Source organism: Paenibacillus sp. RC67 (assembly GCF_030020805.1).
Lineage (GTDB): Bacteria > Bacillota > Bacilli > Paenibacillales > NBRC-103111 > Paenibacillus_S.
On the sequence record NZ_CP125098.1, the window covers coordinates 824,614 to 844,822 of the forward strand.

General features: G+C 46.3%; 15 protein-coding genes and 1 pseudogene. 11 read left to right on the forward strand and 5 right to left on the reverse strand.

From position 1 onward, the window contains the following. Positions 1 to 231: 231 nt before the first annotated feature. On the forward strand, positions 232 to 2,268 hold the full coding sequence (locus QMA13_RS03835) for a molybdopterin-containing oxidoreductase family protein (RefSeq protein ID WP_282939627.1): 2,037 nt from the start codon (positions 232 to 234) through the stop codon (positions 2,266 to 2,268). Positions 2,269 to 2,339: 71 nt separating this feature from the next. On the opposite strand, the gene QMA13_RS03840 is transcribed toward QMA13_RS03835, so the two are convergent. Then, a complete protein-coding gene (locus QMA13_RS03840; RefSeq protein ID WP_282939628.1) occupies positions 2,340 to 3,029 on the reverse strand; it encodes a TetR/AcrR family transcriptional regulator in 690 nt (229 codons plus the stop codon). Between the two features lie 259 nt (positions 3,030 to 3,288). Here QMA13_RS03840 and QMA13_RS03845 point away from each other — a divergent pair, with 259 nt between their 5' ends. Together QMA13_RS03845 and QMA13_RS03850 are read left to right on the forward strand one after the other, a co-directional pair. Beyond that, complete coding sequence (locus tag QMA13_RS03845) at positions 3,289 to 4,047, forward strand: SDR family NAD(P)-dependent oxidoreductase (protein ID WP_282939629.1); 759 nt, start codon at positions 3,289 to 3,291, stop codon at positions 4,045 to 4,047. Between the two features lie 431 nt (positions 4,048 to 4,478). Next, positions 4,479 to 8,207 carry an immunoglobulin-like domain-containing protein gene (locus tag QMA13_RS03850; protein ID WP_282939630.1) on the forward strand — a complete coding sequence of 1,243 codons (3,729 nt, stop codon included), beginning with the start codon at positions 4,479 to 4,481 and terminating at the stop codon, positions 8,205 to 8,207. A 152-nt stretch (positions 8,208 to 8,359) separates the two neighbouring features. On the opposite strand, the gene QMA13_RS03855 is transcribed toward QMA13_RS03850, so the two are convergent. After that, positions 8,360 to 8,746: a winged helix-turn-helix transcriptional regulator gene (locus tag QMA13_RS03855; protein WP_282939631.1), complete on the reverse strand. Its 387-nt coding sequence runs from the start codon at positions 8,744 to 8,746 to the stop codon at positions 8,360 to 8,362. 190 nt (positions 8,747 to 8,936) lie between these two features. Between QMA13_RS03855 and QMA13_RS03860 the strand changes: the two genes are divergently transcribed. From QMA13_RS03860 to QMA13_RS03870, 3 genes are all read left to right on the forward strand, one after another. Next, complete coding sequence (locus QMA13_RS03860) at positions 8,937 to 9,389, forward strand: SRPBCC family protein (RefSeq protein WP_282939632.1); 453 nt, start codon at positions 8,937 to 8,939, stop codon at positions 9,387 to 9,389. Positions 9,390 to 9,507: 118 nt separating this feature from the next. Continuing rightward, complete coding sequence (locus tag QMA13_RS03865; protein ID WP_282939633.1) at positions 9,508 to 9,834, forward strand: ArsR/SmtB family transcription factor; 327 nt, start codon at positions 9,508 to 9,510, stop codon at positions 9,832 to 9,834. A 185-nt stretch (positions 9,835 to 10,019) separates the two neighbouring features. After that, positions 10,020 to 11,789 carry a SulP family inorganic anion transporter gene (locus tag QMA13_RS03870; RefSeq protein ID WP_282939634.1) on the forward strand — a complete coding sequence of 590 codons (1,770 nt, stop codon included), beginning with the start codon at positions 10,020 to 10,022 and terminating at the stop codon, positions 11,787 to 11,789. A gap of 47 nt (positions 11,790 to 11,836) precedes the next feature. Here the strand turns inward: QMA13_RS03870 and QMA13_RS03875 are convergent. Both QMA13_RS03875 and QMA13_RS03880 read right to left on the reverse strand, forming a co-directional pair. Continuing rightward, positions 11,837 to 13,392, reverse strand: a pseudogene (locus QMA13_RS03875) (DUF4127 family protein). A gap of 142 nt (positions 13,393 to 13,534) precedes the next feature. Further along, positions 13,535 to 14,746 (reverse strand): MFS transporter, encoded by a 1,212-nt coding sequence (locus QMA13_RS03880; RefSeq protein WP_282939635.1) that lies wholly within the window; start codon positions 14,744 to 14,746, stop codon positions 13,535 to 13,537. Positions 14,747 to 14,884: 138 nt separating this feature from the next. On the opposite strand from QMA13_RS03880, the gene QMA13_RS03885 reads away from it, so the two are divergent. After that, entirely contained in the window at positions 14,885 to 15,775 is an 891-nt protein-coding gene (locus tag QMA13_RS03885; protein ID WP_282939636.1) for a LysR family transcriptional regulator, read from the forward strand. Between the two features lie 59 nt (positions 15,776 to 15,834). Here the strand turns inward: QMA13_RS03885 and QMA13_RS03890 are convergent, their stop codons facing one another. Then, positions 15,835 to 17,028: an MFS transporter gene (locus tag QMA13_RS03890; protein ID WP_282943247.1), complete on the reverse strand. Its 1,194-nt coding sequence runs from the start codon at positions 17,026 to 17,028 to the stop codon at positions 15,835 to 15,837. 302 nt (positions 17,029 to 17,330) lie between these two features. On the opposite strand from QMA13_RS03890, the gene QMA13_RS03895 reads away from it, so the two are divergent. The 4 genes from QMA13_RS03895 to QMA13_RS03910 all read left to right on the forward strand — a co-directional run bounded on the left by QMA13_RS03895 (position 17,331) and on the right by QMA13_RS03910 (position 20,011). Beyond that, positions 17,331 to 17,966 (forward strand): GGDEF domain-containing protein, encoded by a 636-nt coding sequence (locus QMA13_RS03895; protein ID WP_282939637.1) that lies wholly within the window; start codon positions 17,331 to 17,333, stop codon positions 17,964 to 17,966. 22 nt (positions 17,967 to 17,988) lie between these two features. Beyond that, on the forward strand, positions 17,989 to 18,705 hold the full coding sequence (locus tag QMA13_RS03900; protein ID WP_282939638.1) for a GGDEF domain-containing protein: 717 nt from the start codon (positions 17,989 to 17,991) through the stop codon (positions 18,703 to 18,705). A 182-nt stretch (positions 18,706 to 18,887) separates the two neighbouring features. After that, on the forward strand, positions 18,888 to 19,283 hold the full coding sequence (locus QMA13_RS03905) for a Fur family transcriptional regulator (protein ID WP_282939639.1): 396 nt from the start codon (positions 18,888 to 18,890) through the stop codon (positions 19,281 to 19,283). Then, positions 19,262 to 20,011, forward strand: coding sequence for a winged helix-turn-helix transcriptional regulator (locus QMA13_RS03910; protein ID WP_282939640.1), 750 nt, complete (start codon positions 19,262 to 19,264; stop codon positions 20,009 to 20,011). Before QMA13_RS03905 ends, QMA13_RS03910 begins: the two co-directional genes overlap by 22 nt. The last annotated feature ends 198 nt before the right edge of the window (positions 20,012 to 20,209 follow it).

A 20,209-nucleotide genomic window follows, 5' to 3' on the forward strand; every position in this document is an offset into this window, starting at 1 on the left:
CCACTAAGCGCGGTCGCTCTTCTATATAAGGAAGTCAATAAACTTTTTTTCACAGTACTATAGGCTCATTATACAAAACTGGCGCCCCAAACCAAAACGGACCAGGCTGCCGAACAAGCTTGGACCTCGAGCCTTTACTAATTCATTGCTTTTTCATAAACTGATACTAGAGTAAAGAGACTGTATGACCGGCTATCGGCCAAATTCAAACAGGACGGAAGGAGCTGCAGCATGAGTTCAGCTATTCAACAACCAACAGGAGTATTTCCATCCGTATGTTCTTTGGATTGCCCTGATCAATGCGGTTTATTGGTTCATAAGGAAAACGGGAAAATCGTCAAAATAGAAGGAGATCCATCGCACCCGGTGACCCAGGGGGCTATCTGTAACAAGGTCCGCAATATGGGTGAACGTATCTATGATGCCAAGCGGCTTCAATACCCAATGAAAAGGACGGGGAAGAAGGGAAGCGGACAATTCGAGCGCATTACGTGGGAGGAAGCCATCGAGACGATCACCACCCATTGGAAAAAGACAATCGCGGAGCATGGCACAGAAGCCATTATGCCTTACAGCTTCTATGGCAATATGGGATTGATCGGAACAGAGGGAATGGACAGACGGTTCTTTCACCGCCTTGGTGCAACCCGCTTGAAGTATTCGATTTGCTCTGCGGCAGGCTCGGAGGGCTACGGCTACACGATGGGCTCGGGCGTAGGAACGGATCCGGAAGAAACGATTCATACGAAGCTGTTCATTATGTGGGGGATCAATACGGTCAGCACTAACATGCACCAAGTGGTTCTTGCTGAGAAGGCACGGAAGAATGGGGCTCAAATCGTCGTTATCGATGTTCATAAAAATCAGACCGGCCGTTGGGCCGATTGGTTCATTCCGATCAAGCCAGGTACGGATGCGGCCTTGGCGCTAGGCATCATGCACATTTTGTTCGACGAACAAATGACAGATGAAGCCTTTTTGCTAGAATATACCGTAGGCCACGAGGAGCTGCGTCAGCATGTTCGTCAGTATGATCCGTTCACCGTATCGGGAATTACCGGCGTTCCTGTGGAGGACATCTACAAGCTGGCGCGGATGTACGGTCAAACTTCGCCTTCATTTATCCGGATCGGTAACGGTCCTCAGCATCACGATAACGGAGGGATGTGTATCCGTACGATTTCCTGTTTGCCTGCACTCACTGGCCAGTGGCTTGTGCCGGGCGGCGGTGCGATCAAAGGGAACGGTTCTGTTCTAGGTCATAATGAGTCTGCTCTAATGCGTCCGGACCTATTGCCAGGCAAAGTACGACAAGTCAATATGAATCAGCTGGGCAGCGCATTGCTTGAGCTGGATCCTCCTATACGTTCGCTTTACGTCTACAATTCGAACCCGGCCGTAGTGGCTCCGGAGGCGAATAAAGTAAGGCAGGGGCTGGAGCGTGAAGATTTGTTTACGGTCGTCCATGAGCTGTTTCTGACGGAAACTGCGAAGTATGCAGACATTGTGCTGCCGGCGACGTCAGCGTTTGAGAATACCGACTTTTACGCCTCTTATTGGCATCACTACATTCAAATACAACAGCCGGTGATCGAGCCTTACGGTGAGAGTAAATCAAATGTCGATGTATTCCGCCTGCTGGCGCAAGCCATGGGCTTTGAGGATCAGGCACTTCGCGATACGGACGAAGAGCTGATAAGGCAGGCATTGGATAACCCGGTGAACCCTGCTTTGGAAGGTATCACCTATGAGGCATTAGTGGAGCAGCAGTATGTGAAAGGCGCAGTCAAGCCTCTGTTTCCGGGAAGATTGAAGACGCCGAGCGGCAAGATCGAGCTGTACTCCCAAACGATGGAGAGAAGAGGATTTCCTCCGCTGCCGACCTACACACCGCTTTGTGAAGACGAGGATTTGCCGTTCCTGTTCATTCCGGGACCGAATCACAACTTCCTTAACTCGACCTTCTCCAATAATGAGAAGCATGTCCGTATGGAAAAGACACAGAAGGTGCATATGAATGTGAAGGATGCAGAGGCGCGCGGCATTCAGAACGGAGAGCTTGTTCGTGTATGGAACAGCCGTGGAGAATGTGAGCTGACCGCTTCGGTCGGAGAGGATGTGCTTCCGGGCGTAGTTGTAAGCCAAGGTTTGTGGGCTGACACACCAGGTGGAAAGAGAACGGTCAACGCCCTTACACCGGATCGCCTTGCCGATATGGGGGGAGGGGCCACCTTCTTCTCGGGCCGTGTACAGGTGGATAAACTATAGAATAATGGCTTTATGCCTATTCCATAAATAGACCGCACCCGCTTATAAAGCGGGTGCGGTCTATTTGTGTTTCACTCTTTTAATTTTGATGAAGGAGTGTCGGCACTGTCTGGGGCATGCAAATACTCCAAGAATATTTTTTTCATTAGCAGCAGTTGGGTCTCCGGGTCCATATCGGATTCCAGCATCACGATGTTTTTTTGCAGTGACAGCTTTTGTGCAAAAATACCGAATGCATTGGCCATAGTCGATAGGGTATCTTGAATTGAAATATCGGATCGGATGGAGCCGTCGTGAACTCCTTCTTCAATAATTTGCTGGTAGATTGCCGAAATCCGGTGGTAAACGGCATTGTATTTATCGATATCCTCCAGCGGCTCGAGCGATTGCGCGGCATAGCTTTCGAAGGCTTCCAGTAGCCTTGTGCGTTCCTCGCGCTTCTCTCCACTAAAGGAAACAAAATAATCGAACACGCGCTCGAGCTTTTTCAAGCAGGTCTCCTGTCTTTGAGCGATTTCTTCAAATATGGGAGCTTGCGATTCCATAAGGCGGGTCGCGACGGCGACGATTAATTTATCTTTTTTGGGAAAATAGCGAAACAGCGTGGCGATGCCTACATTATCCTCTTTGGCAACATCCTGCATGGTGGCTTTCTCCAAGCCCTTCCTCAAAAATACACGCTCCGCAGAGGTAATGATACTGCTGAGGCGCTGCTGCTTGCCTTCAAGCCGTTCCTGCTCCCATCTGCTTTTAGGGTCCATTCCGCTTCAACTCCTCAACCAAGTCATGTCATAATTGATAGCCATGCTATCAAAACGACTAAAGGTTGTCAACTCCGCCTGCTTTTTCATAAATGCTTTTTTGCATAGACAGATTGAAAACAAAAAGGGTTGGTGATATAATCAATATTGTAATGATAGTAATACTATCACATAGGTAGTTGTGCTATCATTTTAAAATAACTTTCTTCCTATCCTGAACAGGATAGAAAACCAATACTGCTGAAGGAGATGGATGAACATGACAAATACAAACCCAATTGCTGTAATTACTGGTGCAGGAAGCGGTATAGGAAGAGCAAGCAGCTTGAAGCTCGCTAAGAACGGGGCAAAGGTTGTATTGGTTGATTACAACAAAGAATCCGGAGAAGAAACCTTGAAGCTTGTGCAAGAACAAGGCGGGGAAGGTATTTTTGTTCAGGCTAACGTAGCTAAGAGTGAAGATGTTCAATATTATGTTAATGAAGCGGTAAAAACATACGGACGGATTGATATATTTTTTAATAACGCAGGGATTATTCAGAAATTCTCGATGCTTTCAGATACGGATGAAGCCGAGTTTGACCGTATTATGTCAGTAAACGTCAAAGGGGTATTCCTTGGGCTGAAATACGTTCTTAAAGTAATGGAAAGCCAGGGCAGCGGCACCATTATTAATACGGCTTCTACGGCAGGGATACGAAGTGAGCATAGCGCAGGGGCCTATTCGGCAAGTAAGCATGCGGTTATCGGGTTGACCAAAGCAGCTGCGCTGGAATACGTAAGAAAAGGAATCCGCGTCAACGCGATTTGTCCTGGAGGCGTCAAAACGGCTCTGACCGACAGCGTCTCAGCTACCATGGAGCAAACCGGTTATGTGCCAGAGGAAGTATCGGTTATGAGAATGGGGCGTTATGCACAGCCGGAAGAGCTTGCTGCTATGGTTGCCTTCTTGGCTTCTCCTGAGTCCAGTTATATGACCGGCTCGGTTGTTGTCGTCGATGGAGGACTTACCCTGTAACGGTTAATAAAAACGCAATTCGCGATAATGCGGATTGCGTTTTTTTGTACCTAAAGAAAGGTTGAATTTCCATGCTAAATTCATGTCGAGAATGCTGCGTGAGCCTTAATACATCAAGCTAAACCTTGTTTTAGTTTACTATTTGAAACTCAAACAATTTTGAAAACGGTTTTTGTAAAGGTTTTGTTTTATTTGCCCTCAATTCATATACAGTGAAAAAGAACTATGATAATTTAAACGTGTTAATCGCCAGATTAGAACAACTTTCGGATAAACAACGACTGTGACGGATTTCGTCTTCTAAATAAGATGAAAAGGGTTATAGGGTTTGTTGAGCTGAATGCATGCATTAGTGCTTTACAGCTGTACAAATGTAAAGCAAGAAGTCATTATTTTTTACATTAAGTAACATCTTGGGAGGCTAGACTTCATTGAAAACGAGAAAACCAATTCGAAATTTATCGCTGCTGACACTTACGGTTTCCCTCTTGGGCCAAAGCTTACCTACCGCAACCGTATTCGGTGCAGCGGCTGACGTGAATCAGGCTGACGCTAACGGAGGAAGGTGGATGACGGGTGAATATCATACCCATACGTATGAATCCGACGATGCTCAGCAATCTTTGCAAACGGTGCTGGATAATGGATTTGAACAGTATGGAATGGACTGGCTGGCACTTGCCGATCACTTGAGAATGTCCAGCCGGGATGATGAAGGGAAGCAAATACCAGGCGGGCCGATTCCTTATTCCAAAGGCATGGCTCAATACCAAATACCGAAAATCAAGCAATTGCAGGAAGCCGACAAATATAAAAATAAAATCATTTTTTCTGGGTTCGAGTGGGACATGCCAACCTATGATCATGCCGGTATAGGCATTTTGTCGGACGATCAGAATAAGGCGATCAAAGCGGTGAGCGAGTTCGAGTATTTGTTTACGGACCGCGCTGAAAACTTGTTTGATCCGACGGATGTAGCGGTATGGAAAGCGACATACAATAAGGCCTATTCCACAAGTCAGGATGCTCGTACAGCTTTGACCTGGCTTGAGGGGAATTTTCCTAATAGCAGCTACGCGTTCTTGAACCATCCTTCACGGAAAGCAGGCTCTGATGGGTCGATCTACAAAATTTCGGATATTCGCGACTTCAATAATATTGCTCCAGATATTTACTTCGGGATGGAAGGGATGCCGGGAGGTCAGATGGAGCCAGACCGGGGAGGGTATAACTTAACTACTCCCAAGAATCGGACCTATGGTGGCGCTGATTATATGGTTGCCAAGGTTGGAGGCGTATGGGATTCACTGCTTGGGGAAGGCAGAAGGTTCTGGAACTTTACGAATTCCGATTATCATTTCAAGATAGACGAGGACACTCGGCAATATTCCAGTGGCTATAGACCCGGGGAGTATTCCAAGAATTATACGTGGGTTAATGGAACCGACATGAAGGCGGTACTTGAAGGGATGCGGTCAGGCAAATCGTTCTCCGTATTCGGTGATTTGATTAATGCACTAGACTTTCATATTGATGCCAATGGAACAAAGAAGGATATGGGTGAAGAGCTTTCCGCAAAGAAAGGGGATAACCTTGAGCTTACCATTCGTTTCAAAAGTCCGGACAAAAACAATAACGGTGACCCTGTCCAAGTGGATCATGTGGATCTGATAGCAGGTGATGTAAAAGGATATGCCGTACCGGGAACTCCGGAATATTCCAAGGATACGAACGACTCGACAAAAGTGCTTCAGCGCTTTACGAGCAGTGATTGGAAGACGGATGCTGAAGGCTATAATGTCATTACGTACAACCTTGGAAATGCCAGCAAGAATCAATATTTTAGGCTGCGCGGCACCAATTTGGGAGTTAACGTGGCTGGGGAAACAAGCAATGGAGAGCCGCTGATTGACCCGAAGACCGATATCGACGATAATGAGACTCGTTTTGCAGAAATTAACAAAAGGAATTATAGCGACTTATGGTTTTATTCAAATCCGATCTTCGTGAACGTAGAGGAGTATACAGATAAGCAGGCCGTAGAAGATACGCTGGCTGCTTTGGATTTGGGTGATATAAGCAGTGTAACGTCAACCATCGAGCTGCCTACGCAAGGCCAACACGGAGCAACCGTTCAATGGGAAAGCATGAACCCCGATGTAATCGGAATTGCTAAGGATAAGGGCATCGTGACTCGTCCGGCTGCTGGCCAACCCGATGCCAAGGTAACCTTGAAGGCTACAGTGACCCGGGGAACGACAAGCGATGTAAAAACGTTCACAGCAACAGTCAAGGCATTGGCTTATACCGATGCAGAAGCGGTCGCGCTGGCGAAGAACGTGCTGACTTTAGGAGATACCAGTGCCGTTAAGACGGACTTGAAATTACCGTCAACCGGAGAACAAGGAACCACGATTACGTGGAAAAGCTCCAATCCGCTATGGATGGATGATAACGGGAAAATTGCATTCTATCCTAATAAGGATACGGAGCTGACGCTAACGGCAACGATTAAGCGGGGGAATGCTGCGGATGTAAAAGCTTTTTCAGTTACTTTGAAGGGGGATGCCAGCATCACGCCTCTTCAGCTGAATTGGACGATGAAAACAGCAGATGGCAGCCCGTATTCCAATGGAGCATGGACGAACCAAAACGTAACAGCCAGTGTATATGCCAATGTGTATGTTCCAGGCACGACGGCTTCATTAGAATTATCGAAGGATGGAGGGGAGTACCTCACATATGCGAGTAACAGCAAAGTTGAGGTATCCGGTGAAGGCGAGCATAAGCTGAATTTCCGGGCGGCCGATTCATTAGGCAATAGGGCGCAGCTTCCGCTTACTGTAAGCATTGACAGAACAGCTCCAGTTATTACGCTTAAAGGAAATTCGAATGTCACTATGCTTGTCGGCACACCTTATACTGAGCAGGGAGCCGAAGCGACGGACAATGTTGGCATTGCGGGGCAGGTTGCGGTTACCGGAACTGTGGACACGCAAGCTAGCGGAAGTTATACACTGCATTATAATGTAAACGATTTGGCCGGCAATGCGGCGGCGGAGATTACGCGAACGGTGAATATCGTAGCACCGCAAGGGAATAACCACCATGGTTCTAGCGGCGGAGGTGGCGGTACGACTCCAACCGATACTACGAACAATTCGAATAACGATAACACCACGAACAAAGGTAATAGCAATAGCACCTCCAATACCCAAGTGACAGTGAATGCAGCACAAGGGGCGGAAGGCGGTATTAAGGATGTACTGCAATTTAAGGTTCCAGCGGGTGCTGTGACTGCGGACGGCAAGATTCAGGCTACGCTGCTGTCTTCCGATCAGACTCCGTCGTTCGGCCAATTGAAGGCGTTAAGCCCAGCGATCGAGCTGACAAGTACAACAGGTCATACCTTTAACAAGCCTGTGGAAATTAAGCTGTATTACAAGGCAGCTTCCATCGCAGCAGGAAGTCAGCCGGCGATATATTACTATAACGAAACGCAAGGTCGCTGGATTTATCTGGGTGGAACCATCAATCCAGACGGCAGTGTAACGGTGAGTGTTAACCACTTTACGAAGTTTGCGCTGCTTGACTACAAGCCTATGACATTCCCGGATATGACCGGACATTGGGCGACTCCATACACCGACCGCTTGACTGGAATGAATGTCATTCAAGGGTTCGAGGATGGGAAGTTCCGTCCGGAACAGACAGTAACACGTGCACAATTCGCGAAAATGATCGCTGAAGCGTTCGGACTTCAGACGATGGTACAATCCACTACTTTCGCAGATGACAATCAAATTCCGACCTGGGCAAAAGGCAGTATTGCAGCAGCAGTCAAAGCGGGCTTTATTAGCGGTTATGAAGAAAATGGACGCTTGTTGTTCAAGGCCGATCAGACGATCACTAGAGCAGAAATGGCCGTCATAATGTCCAGAGCGCTGAGTGTGAATGGGTACAAAGCAGATGCAGTGAATTCTAATTCGTTTAAGGACGCATCCAGCATTCCGGATTGGGCTCAATCCTCTGTGAAGGCTGCAGCCGTGTCAGGCATTCTGAACGGGTACGAGGATGAAACCTTCCGCCCAAGCCTTGGCGCAACAAGAGCAGAATCTTCGGCAATGATCTACAAGCTGTTGGAAGCATTGAACATCTAGTATCCTACTGGTTACGAAACGAAAGACCCGAATGGCTATGCCTTGGGTCTCTTGTTTTTATATTTTATTTAAAGGTTATTTGGCTGCAATCGCATTCTCCAAAGGTATACCCCACTTAACACTAAGGACCTCGCTTAGAGGTCCTTACCTGTTTATCCATTAGATTGTCCGTTATTGCTTTTGTTTGAAATCCTATTAGTGCTTTGCTTATATGTTTCGCCCCACTGCTTCATGAGATGAATGATCGGTTCCAATGTTTTGCCGAATTCCGTCAAGCTATATTCTACTTTCGGTGGAACTTGCTGATAAACCTCGCGGTGAACAATCCCATCCGATTCTAATTCACGCAGTTGCAATGTCAGCATGCGTTGAGTAATATGGGGACATATTTTACGGAGTTCGTTGAATCGTTTCGTACCGTCCATGAGATGATAAAGCAGAACGCCCTTCCATTTCCCGCCGATCACCTCAAGTGTAAATTCGACTGAGCATCCTTCTGCGATAGGGGCATCGCCAAACTGGGATTTACGAGCACTCATGCTTCATGCCCTCCTTAGGTATAAAAATAGATACTACACCACAAAAATATGTGTACTTATAAATATCAATTTTAGCATACATCATCTACGTATCAACAAAAAAATGAGTTATCGTAAAGGTGTTAGCCTTTCCTTAAGGAATTCTATCAGATAAGATCGTCAATTTTCAAACGAAAGGACTGTAGTGTTCATGACAATGACATTTACTATACCTGATCTTTCTTCAAGACCGTTTCATCTAACGGTGGAACGTGGGATGGAGTCATCTCCTGATCTGTTGTTCCAAGCGTGGACGAAAAAGTTCGACCGGTGGTTCGCAGCTCCAGGAACTGTATTAATGCAAGGGGAAGTCAATACAGTATTTTTCTTTGAAACGATTCATGAGTCGATGCGACATCCTCATTACGGTAGATTTCTGCGGCTTGAACATGGGAGGTTGATTGAATTGACATGGGTTACAGGAGAAGGGGGAACCAAGGGAGCTGAGACCGTTGTAACGGTTGAACTCGAGCCTCATGGCAGCGGTACGAAGCTTAGGCTCACTCACGCAGGCTTCCCGGATGAAGAATCGAGGAACGGACACGAGCAGGCTTGGCCATGGGTGCTGGAGCAGCTCGATAAGCGGATGAAGGAAAGTTCGTAATGGTGCATCAGCAATGAAGCGTGTTAGAACCTTCTAAGGTTTGTTTTACCAATGCCTACTTATATATGCTATGATATTTGTATATTTAAAGTTTCAAAGGTTAAGGGGATTACTATAAATGAATCGTGAAATTCAGCAATTTAAAGCAGAATTTTTTAAGGCGTTAGCTCATCCCATGCGTATTCGAATCCTTGAGGTGTTATGCGAAGGGGATAAAAATGTCAATGAGCTTCAGGCCATTTTGGGAAGCGAAGGTTCTGCCGTGTCTCAGCAATTAGCCGTGCTTCGCAATAAGAATGTGGTTAGTGGAACTAAAGAGGGAACTTCAGTTATATATTCGCTTCGTGATCCCCTCATAAAAGAACTTCTTGGTGTTGCCAGACAGATCTTTGATAATCATCTGGTGGATGCTATATCATTATTAGAAAACATGAGAAATGAATAAAACGACCCGATAACAAGGAATCTTTAAATCAAATAAGATGCCTTGTTTTTTTTTATTATGAAAGCGGATTTGAACACCACGAGAGAGACAATGGATTATTGACAAGAAGAGCTGCCAGGTGTATATTGCCCATGTATTCCTCATATATTCAAATAATCAAATATATAAAAGAAGAAGGGTTCTATATGAAATGGTCAGGAAGGTTTGAAGGGTACAGCTTCCATTCATTACGTCGGGATCTCATTGCTGGGTTGATTGTCGGTGTCATAGCCATTCCGCTTGCCATGTCTTTCGCTATTGCGTCTGGTGTAAAACCTCAGTTTGGAATTTATACGACCATTATAGCAGGGTTCCTCATTTCATTTCTTGGAGGGTCTAAGTTTCAAATTGGAGGTCCAACCGGTGCTTTTGTACCGATTTTATTAGGTATTGTCCTGCAATATGGATATGAAAAATTGCTCCTCGCTGGTATTCTCGCAGGGGTTATTCTTATGTTAATGGGTATTTTCAAACTTGGCTTGTTGATTCAATTTATCCCGAGGCCTGTTACAATCGGGTTTACGTCAGGCATCGCAGTCATCATCTTTTCCGGCCAAATCGCGAATTTCCTGGGACTGCAGAATATGAAGAGTCATGAGTATTTTTTAACGAATATGAAAGAAATTGGAATCCATCTTTCCACGTGGAATATTTATAGTACCCTGATTGCTGCGATCTGCCTGACCATCATTCTCATTATCCCAAAAATCTTCCCGAAAATTCCGGCATCTTTACTCGGACTCGTCGTTTCAAGTGTTGTTGCTACAGTATTTTTTAATGGGAAAATAGAAACAATCGGTTCAACGTATGGAGCTATTCCTGATAAAATGCCGATGCTTTCCATGCCGCATTTTACGTTGGAAATAATCATACAGCTTCTTCCGGCTGCATTCGTTATTGCCATGCTTGGAGGAATTGAATCGCTCCTGTCTGCTGTTGTGGCGGATGGTATGACCGGAAGCAGACATAATAGCAATCGTGAGCTCATAGGGCAAGGGATTGCGAATGTCGTCGCTCCGCTTTTTGGGGGGATTCCTGCGACTGGGGCGATTGCGCGTACGGCTACCAATATTAAAAATGGAGCTGTATCTCCAATATCAGGGATGGTTCACGGGGGAGTTGTTTTGTTAGTCTTGGTTTTACTTGCTCCGTTTGCTTCAACAATTCCCTTATCCAGTATGGCGCCGATTCTGATGGTGGTGGCATGGAATATGAGCGAGCGGAAAGAGTTTGCCCACGTTTTAAAAACGAAAACAAGCGATTCCATTATCTTGGTGATTACATTTCTTCTTACCGTGCTAACCAATCTGACCACGGCAGTCGAAGTCGGATTGGTGTTGGCGGTTATTGTTTTTGTGAAGCGGATGCGGGATATTCTGACGGTGACAAAGGTCTTACCTGATCCGTCGATGAAAAATGAGAAAGTAAAGTCTTATATGGTCAAAGAAGGCCACGATTGTCCCCAGATTAGCATTTACACGATTGAAGGACCTCTATTCTTTGGCGCGGCCAATAGGTTTGAAAAATCTATTTTGGATACCATTCGCTTGCATCCGAAAGTGTTGCTGCTGCGTATGGGGAAAGTTCCTTTCATAGATGCTACCGGTGAAGCTAACCTTACTAGCATCGTAAATCATTTTAAAAATTCGGGTGGTATTGTGCTTATTTCGGGAATTCAATTCCAACCAAGAGCGTATTTGAGAAAAACGGGATTAGACCAAACGGTTGGGAAAAACCACTTTTTTGACCACACCGGCGAAGCTATTACCTTTGCGTTAGGTCAACTGGATTATAACCAATGCCTAGGCTGCCAGCACTTCGCATTTCGTGAATGCGCCGCATTATCTTCTCATACTGGGCAAAAGGAGGTTCATAGAGGCGCTATGTCAACTGATGTTAGAAAAGAAACGCCGTGAACATTGGGAAACAATAAAATATATTGTGTGTAGCGAAGAAGATGGGTCTAAGGATTTGTTCCCGACTCTATTAAGACGTCGAATCCAACCTCAAACATGCGGTCCCATGGTAAATGAACGTCTTTGATTCGAAACTGATAAGGAGAACCTTCCTGCAGATAGTCCGCTATGAATTGCTCCAGCTTTGATTGAATGCTGGCATACACTTGCTTCTGGACATGAGTCAGCTCGTAATAGCTGGCTCCCAGTTGAGGCAGTACATGTTGAATGACGTCCTCGCGCACAACAGCCTGGTAGCCCCAATCCTCGATTAATCGGAAATAGTAATATGCCCGACTGCGAGTCTGCCGTTCCAGTGTATCGCTGCTATGGCCGCGATAGTAGGATTCAATGACAGCATGAGAGACGGCTGTCCCCATTGAATTGCCTGAAGTATTCCAAGCGGCGTAAGCCGCGATGTCATGAAGCAATCCGCTCCTGCCGACCAGCTTCATGAACGGGTGATCCGAGCCGTTGCCGACGGCAACGTCAGCCAATGCAACCATATGCCCATCTTCGATATAGTGACGAATTGCTTTGACGAATTCCTTTGGATTCATTTCGGAGAAATAGGAGCGATGCCTCTGCGCGTAAGGCGTCCAGCTTTCGTTCATATCCTTTTGCCCAACAGGCGGTGAGTTTACCATTAGAACAAAGTCGGTGCCATGGGAGTTATCATGGGCGACAGCGCCTGCGGCGGTTAAATGATACTTGATGCTCTCTCCAAGAGACCGATCCTCATATCGAAAGGTCCGTTTACCGAAGAGTAGCGGACGAAGGCTTTGGGAACGTACTGATTTGCCTCGCTGAACGCTCTGGCGAACAAAGTGCAGCCTATCTCGTCAGCTCCCGGATAAATCATGACGCGATCATCAACATCAAGCTCCTCTGCCAGCTGCGATAGTCTTCTTTGCTCGGTTGGACTGAAGCCGTATTTCGCATTGTCGTCGAGCGGGATAATAAGAAAATCAATGACTCCGTCACGGACCAGCTTTATCGTCTCGCTGTTGACGAAAGCGTTCGTTTCTCTACGGGTTAAGAAATCATTCAACACTTCCTGCGGTATCGTCGAAGTCACAGCTTCAAACTGAGCCTGCTCTTCAGAAGTGAGTGCTTCTTGAGCAGCTTTGTCCTTCAGCCATCCATAGGTATAGATGGATTGACCGTAATCGGCGTAATAATCCGGCTCTTCTTCGGAGCTGGAATAGGAGGGAACTCGGGTTATAAGATTGAAGGCGTAGATACGCAGGGTTGGATTGCACTGTTTGATCCGATCCAAGACGCGGAGGCGCCTTTCGCATTCCTCTTGCTTGGTATGATGCAAACGGGACGGAACGATACCTCCATGCACGAGCATGTCGATGGAAACGATCAGGAAATCGGCTCCTTGTGTCGCCTCAACCAGCCATTGAGCGACGGTGTCCGAATCGGCTGCCTTCTTCTTCCGCCCAAGCAGACTCATTGCGGGAGTCTCAAGCTTGATATTCGTGATAGAGGCCAAATAAAGCGGGTAACGATAATTACATGGTCTTTCGTCCAAAGGCATATAGACGATTTTGTACATCGTAGTTCACCCTCCGAGCTGTGGAGTCATAGAGATAGATTCCAATTCAGGCTAATCGCATGGAAAATAACTCCATATTATCATGAGATGATAGTTCGGAAAAGGGCCAAGCTCAAGTCCGACAGGTTATTTATTTATTTATTTATTTTTCCATACGAACGTGGTGTTGAGCAGCAGGCTCTCTAGTGAGCTGCAAAACCAGCAGAGCCGTGACAATAAGCAGCACACCTATGAAGGCAACGACTCCTCCCCAGTGGAGCGAAGCAAGGAAGAACCCGCCGAACCAACCGACAAGGCTGGAGCCCGTGTAGTAAAACAATAAATATAAAGACGAAGCGTAAGATTTGCTAGGGGCAGGAGCAATTCTTCCGATCCAGCCGCTGGCAACGGTATGCCCTGCAAAAAATCCGAAGGCGAACAAGATCAGACCCGCAATCATGAAGTATAGATTGCCGCTCAACGTGAGCAGTGCGCCAATAAGTGACAGGGCGATGCCGAGACCGATCAGACCCGCCCGTGAATGCTTGTCGGCGAGCTTCCCGAACAGGAAGGAGCTCCATGACCCTACCAATTGGAAAATAAACAAAAAGCCAATCACGGTTTGACTTAGATTATAAGGCGGCTGAGATAACGGATAGCCTAAGTAATTGAACAACGTTACATAGACACCTAGCAATAGAAACCCGATCAAATATATGGAAAGCAGCTTTTTATTGGTTATTCCACTTTTAAAGCCAGTGAGTGAATGCTTGAAAGAAATGCTAATCGGTTGAAAATGCTGGGATTTGGGCAAGTACATCCAGAAGCAGATGCTGCATAGTAGACTAAATATACCCAAAACGAGCAGCGCCACATGCCATGAGAACAAATCCGTCAATGCGCTGACGAGAACCCTGCCTACGAAGCCGCCTATTGCCGTTCCGCCGACATAGACCCCCATGACCCGCCCTATGCTGCGTGGAGATATTTCCTCATTCAAATAGGTCATGGCAATAGCCGGAAAGCCTGCCAAGCTGATACCCTCGAGCAGCCTTAAAGCTAGCAGCAAATGAAAGCTGTTGCTGAACGAGGATATAATAGCGAGCACCGACGTAGCGAATAACGAGATGCTCATGACGCCTTTTCTTCCCCATGCATTGGAGAACACAGAGACGAACAGCATGCTGACAGCAAGCATGAGCGTGGCAAAAGAAATAACAAAGCTCGCCGTAGACGGCGAAACATGGAATTGCTCCGCGAAAGCGCCGATCAAGGTTTGCGGACTGTAAAGAATGGCGAAGGTAACCAAGCTTCCCAACAGCATACTCAATAATATGCGCCGATAGGCGCTGCTTCCGATTTCAATATATGGCATAGCTAACTCCCCTTATTTCCTACTCAGAACGTTTAATTGATGATTACTAAGTCTACTCCTTGCCAGTTGATAACGTCCAATTTATTATTGATATAGAAATGATGCATTTTGGTTATAAGAGAAACGGAGGCGTCCCACATGGAATGGCAGCAGCTGGAGTATTTTCGCGTCGTTGCAAAGACCGAGCATTTCACCAAGGCAGCGGAGAAGCTGGCTATATCACAACCTGCCCTTAGCCGTTCGATCACTCATTTGGAGGAGGAGCTTGGGGTCACTCTATTTGATAGAATAGGCCGCTCTGTCCAGTTAAACTCGTTCGGCAAGCTGTTTCTAAGGCGGGTTGACCGGGCGCTTCAAGAAATTCAGGACGGAGTGCAGGAGCTGCAGCAAATGCAAGATCCGCATACCGGATCGGTTTCGCTGGCGTTTGTTATGACATTGGGCCTGAGCATATTGCCGGAATTAATAAGTCGATTCAATCAAGTGTATCCGAATGTTGAATTTATGCTGCACCAGAGTCCGACAACGATCATTCACAAGCAGCTGCTGCATAGCGAAGTAGACCTCAGCATCGTAGGACGGCTAGAAAATGACAAAGGTATCATGTGGCATAAATTGATCGAAGAAGAGCTGTTTGTTTACGTTCCATCGAATCATAGGTTAGCTTCTCACGCCTCTATACCTTTGGCGGAACTTGCCGAAGAACCATTTATTACATTTAAAAGAGGGTACGGAATGCGTACGTTGACAGATCAATTGTGCGGATTGGCAGGCTTTGTCCCCAAGATCAAATTCGAAGGAGATGATGTAGCAACTGTGTCCGTACTTGTATCGTCTGGCCTAGGTGTGACCTTAATTCCTTCTTTTACAGGCATCGATTCAAGCAAAATCAAACGCCTACGAGTAACCGAGCCATTCTGCAAACGCGAAATCGGACTGGCTTGGGTCGAAGATCGTACATTATCGCCATCAGCGGAGTTATTCCGCACCTTTATTATCGAACAATTTCACCAGGAAACTCCGCAATAAAAATAGGCTGCATGAAATCCGTTAGGACTTTATGCAGCCTATTTTTTGTGCAAAGCATCTTATGCCGTTTGAACCTTTTGCTTTCTATGATGTAGACCATAATACAACACGACGGTGAATGCGACGACGATTCCACCTATCAAGTACATGGTGTGGTAATTCGTTTGTGCAGCAATGATGCCAAGTACGTATGAACCAAGGCCATAGCCGGAATCGAAAAATACGAAGTAGGTTCCTGTAGCCAGCCCGCTGCGATGACTCGGCGCCGATCTGACGGCAAGGGCTTGAAAGCTGGGAAGCAGCGCGCCGAATCCAAGGCCAATAATGCCGCCTGTGAGCAGGAAGATAAAGGCTGTATTCGCTTGGCTCAACCAGATCATTCCGACGACAAACAGGATAATGCCTGGATAGACGAGAACATGCTCCCCTCTACGGTCAAACAATTTTCCGGTAAAAGGTCTTGATATAAGAATCATAGCGGCAAACACCATGAAGAAGTAGCTCGCTATCTTTTCCAACCCGATGGATTTCGCATAAACGGAAATGAAGGTGGAGATGGCACCGTATGAAAAGGCCAGCACGGCTCCAGCCAAAGAAATCGGAATGGCTTTGGGCTCGATAAATCTTTTCCAATCCCAAGACGATGTGGCGATTTGGACTGGTGATGGAGTGTGCGGAAGTCTGGTCATCAGACCGCACAGCAGAGATAGAAGTGCCAGGATAAAGCAGGCGATGAACAATACGTTGAAGCTGAAATTAGTCATTAAGGTCAGCCCAAGGAACGGACCAATAACCATAGCCAAACTCATGAAAAGACTGAAATAACCGATTCCCTCTCCTCTACGACTCACCGGAATAATATGAATAACGACGGCCGATGTGGCTGTTGCAGCGATTCCGAAACCAATCCCATGAATAAATCTTAGCAGCAGCAGGACATAGAAATTGGTAACGACCAGATGCAAAATACTGCAAACGGCAAAAAGGATAAGCGAGAAGAGGATGATTTTCTTCTTGTCCAGCTCATCGAGCCATTTACCGGTTAGTGGACGAAATATAACAGCGGCAATAATGAATACCGTAGTAACCAGGCCGATTTGTTGGTTACTTCCATGTAATTGTTCGAGTACAAAGGTCGGAAGGGTTACCGCCAAAATATAAAATGTCATGTAAACAAAAAAACTGCTGAAACAGATGGTAATAAAATTGCGGCTCCATAACGGAGCGTCTTGAGTAGCTTCTGGATTTTGCATACAGATGATCGCTTCTTTCTTATGTTTATTGTGTCTGATGACCGATAGGTTATTCATCAGTTAAAACGCTATACACAGCAAGAAAAAGTAATTTCACAGTGGAGCTGCGAAATTACCTCGGTTAGTCATGCTATATCATTTTGTTGCTATGACAATTATAAGTATGTCAATGAAATTTGTCAACGTTGAGTGAATCTGTGAACGTAACTCACAGCTCAAAAGATGTAATTGACATTTCCAAATTTTACATGTATATAATTATATATAATATTATATATAACTTTTTATAAGGGTATGGTTATATGAAATCTAGGCAGGACGGAATGACAGGATTAAGCAATAGGGAGGCGCTGGAGGTTCAATTAAAGCAGACGACCAAAGAATGTGAGGGTGTCGCTCTAGCACTTATAGATGTGGATCATTTTATGGAAATCAATACCGGGTTCGGTCACGATGCAGGGGATCATGTGCTGAAGACGATCGCTGATATTCTAAAGGAAGAGACTTCGGAAAACGTAGTGTTCCGAGTTTCCGGCGATGAATTTGCGGTGCTGCTACCCGAATATAGTCTGGAGCAGGGATTTCTGAAGATGGAAGCCGTGCGTGCCGCCGTTCATGCTTCTCAAGAGCGGTTTCACCAGCTTACCGGGGAACGTATTCCAGACGTTAGCGTAACGGTAGGGGTTGCCCAATATCCGCGGGACGCTAAGGATGAGAATGCTTTGATGCGCGCGGCTAACGCAGCGCTAATGTCGGCGAAGGAATCCGGGAGAAATCAAGTTTCGCTCCCGCCCAATGAGGAAATGGTGATGAAGACCTGTTACTATCCAGCAACCATGGTTCGGCAGTTGAAAACATTGGCTGAAAAGCTGAAGAAGAAAGAGTCCATTTTGTTCCGTGAAGCATTGACCGACTTGATCCGAAAGTACGACCGTTAAACCTTGCTGTAGGATGTGTTGTATGCCAAAGAAAACTCTTGTTCTATTAGGCGCAGCGGCAAATGCCGCCATATGGATTGTTGCTTTCTATTTGCAAAAGAAGGGAATGTACGGAACAGGTGCCGCTCTGCTTCTCACATTAAGTACCGGTGCACTTCTTACACTTCTATGCATTCGTTGGTACGAGCTTAGCATTATCGATGATGGTACGGGGCTGCATAATCGCCGATTTTTGTTCCGCAAGCTGGAACACAGCTTCAACATGGCACAACGATCCAAAGACATGTTTGCTCTTGCCGTTATCGATATTGACGATTTTCGCGGCTTTAACACGAAATACGGCCATCTGATCGGTGAACAGGTGCTGCGCGAGGTTGCTTCTTGCCTTCAAAGCTCGGTACGAAAAACAGATACCGTCGGGCGCTGGGGCGGTGAAGAATTTGCTCTTATTCTACCCGGGCTGTTTGGAACGGAGGCTGAGGAGGTTGCCGAATGTATTCGTACCCGAGTGCAGCAGCGGCGGGTTCAAACGGAGGACTATGGCGAATTGGACGTTACGGTGAGTATAGGTTTTGCTGTGTTTAAAGGTGATTACCCTACATTGCGCGATTTCATAAATGATGCGGATCATGCGATGTACAATGCGAAGCAGCAGAAAAACGCGGTTTGTTCTGCGTGTAAGGAGTTCATAAGCCCAGTTCATCCAAATGCAGGCAGTGTCTACAATGCAGCGCAGTAACTAAATCAGAGGATGGAGCACAAATATAAGGTTGAACAGGGATTGCACCCCGTTCAGCTTTTTTTTGCTATGAAGACCGATTTGCTTACTAATTCAGAATGTATAAAATCAGTGGTATTGACTTAGACTAAGTTTAATATTAGAATTAATCTAAATATAATATGAGTACCGGGGGAATTCTTATGAGCAGAAAAGGACAGCTGACGCCACAGCGAAAAGCGATATATGAAATTGTTATGGAGAGTACGGATCATCCTACAGCTGCTGAAATTATTGAACGATTGAATAAACGAGGACACCAATTCGCTTATGCGACAACATACAATTCCTTGCGATATTTGACCGAGGAGGGTCTAATTCGAGAATTAAAGCTGGAGGGCGATGCAAGCCGCTACGATTCCCGAACGGAGGATCACCAGCATATTGTATGCCGTGTGTGTGGGAAGGTCGATGAAGTATTCACCCATGTTCCGGCCGAGTGGCAGCGTTCGGTTGCCGAAGAGACCGGCTACGTAGTGGAGGAAGAACATATTTTGGTCAAAGGAGTGTGTCCTTCATGCAGCAGCAAAGAGAAGTGAATGAGTGGTCGTCCGCGTCAATAGGTGCTTCTTCATCGGGCCAGCCCATAGGAGCCTTTTGCTCCACTACGCATACTATCGTGCTCATTAGCCCTTTTCCTCATGCATTGCATGAATTGGTTCGTGAACTGACGGCTAAGTGCTACGATGTCTTAGTTTTTCATCATTTGGAGGAGCAGTCGCTCGCGGCACTGCCGATCGATCTGCTTATTGTGGATGCAACCTATGATGGCCTTCAGCCCAAAGCTCGCCCAACTGCCTTGGCAGCGCCGGCCATACTGCTCGTCAGAGGAACGGATAGGCTGATGGAGTCCACCTTATCGTCCTATGACGATGCATTGCTCTGGTCATCGGCAGGAGCCCAACCGATTCTCGAGCGCATACAATCCATGCTGCTAGGCGGAGGAAGGATGCCGGATGAACGGGTCGATCAAGTGCAGCATAAGGAGCTGTTGGTGGACTATAAAAGAATGGCTGCCTATCTTGGAGCCGTTCGAATCGATTTGACCAAAACCGAATTCGATCTGCTGAAAGCTTTGCTGGAAACGAATGGCGCTGTGCTCTCCAGGCAGGAGCTAATGGACCGCGTCTGGGGAGACCAATACTACGGAGGCAGCAATACAGTGGACGTTCATGTAAAAAGCTTGCGGCAAAAGCTTAAGGACAATCCAAAGGCACCTACTTATATTGAAACGGTTCGTGGTGTCGGGTATCGATTGGCTGATTAATAAGTGTATATATGAGAAAGGTGGGTTTGGCGATACGTCGCTGAACCCACCTTTCCGCGTCTAGAAGGCAGCTTCATGAAATCTTCATGATAGCCTAATCAAACCTTCATGATGTGCTGGACCATCCATGTTATGATTCTCTTATCAACAAATTAGATTTAGTTTAAGTTTAAATATAAAATTGAAAAGAGTAAGGAG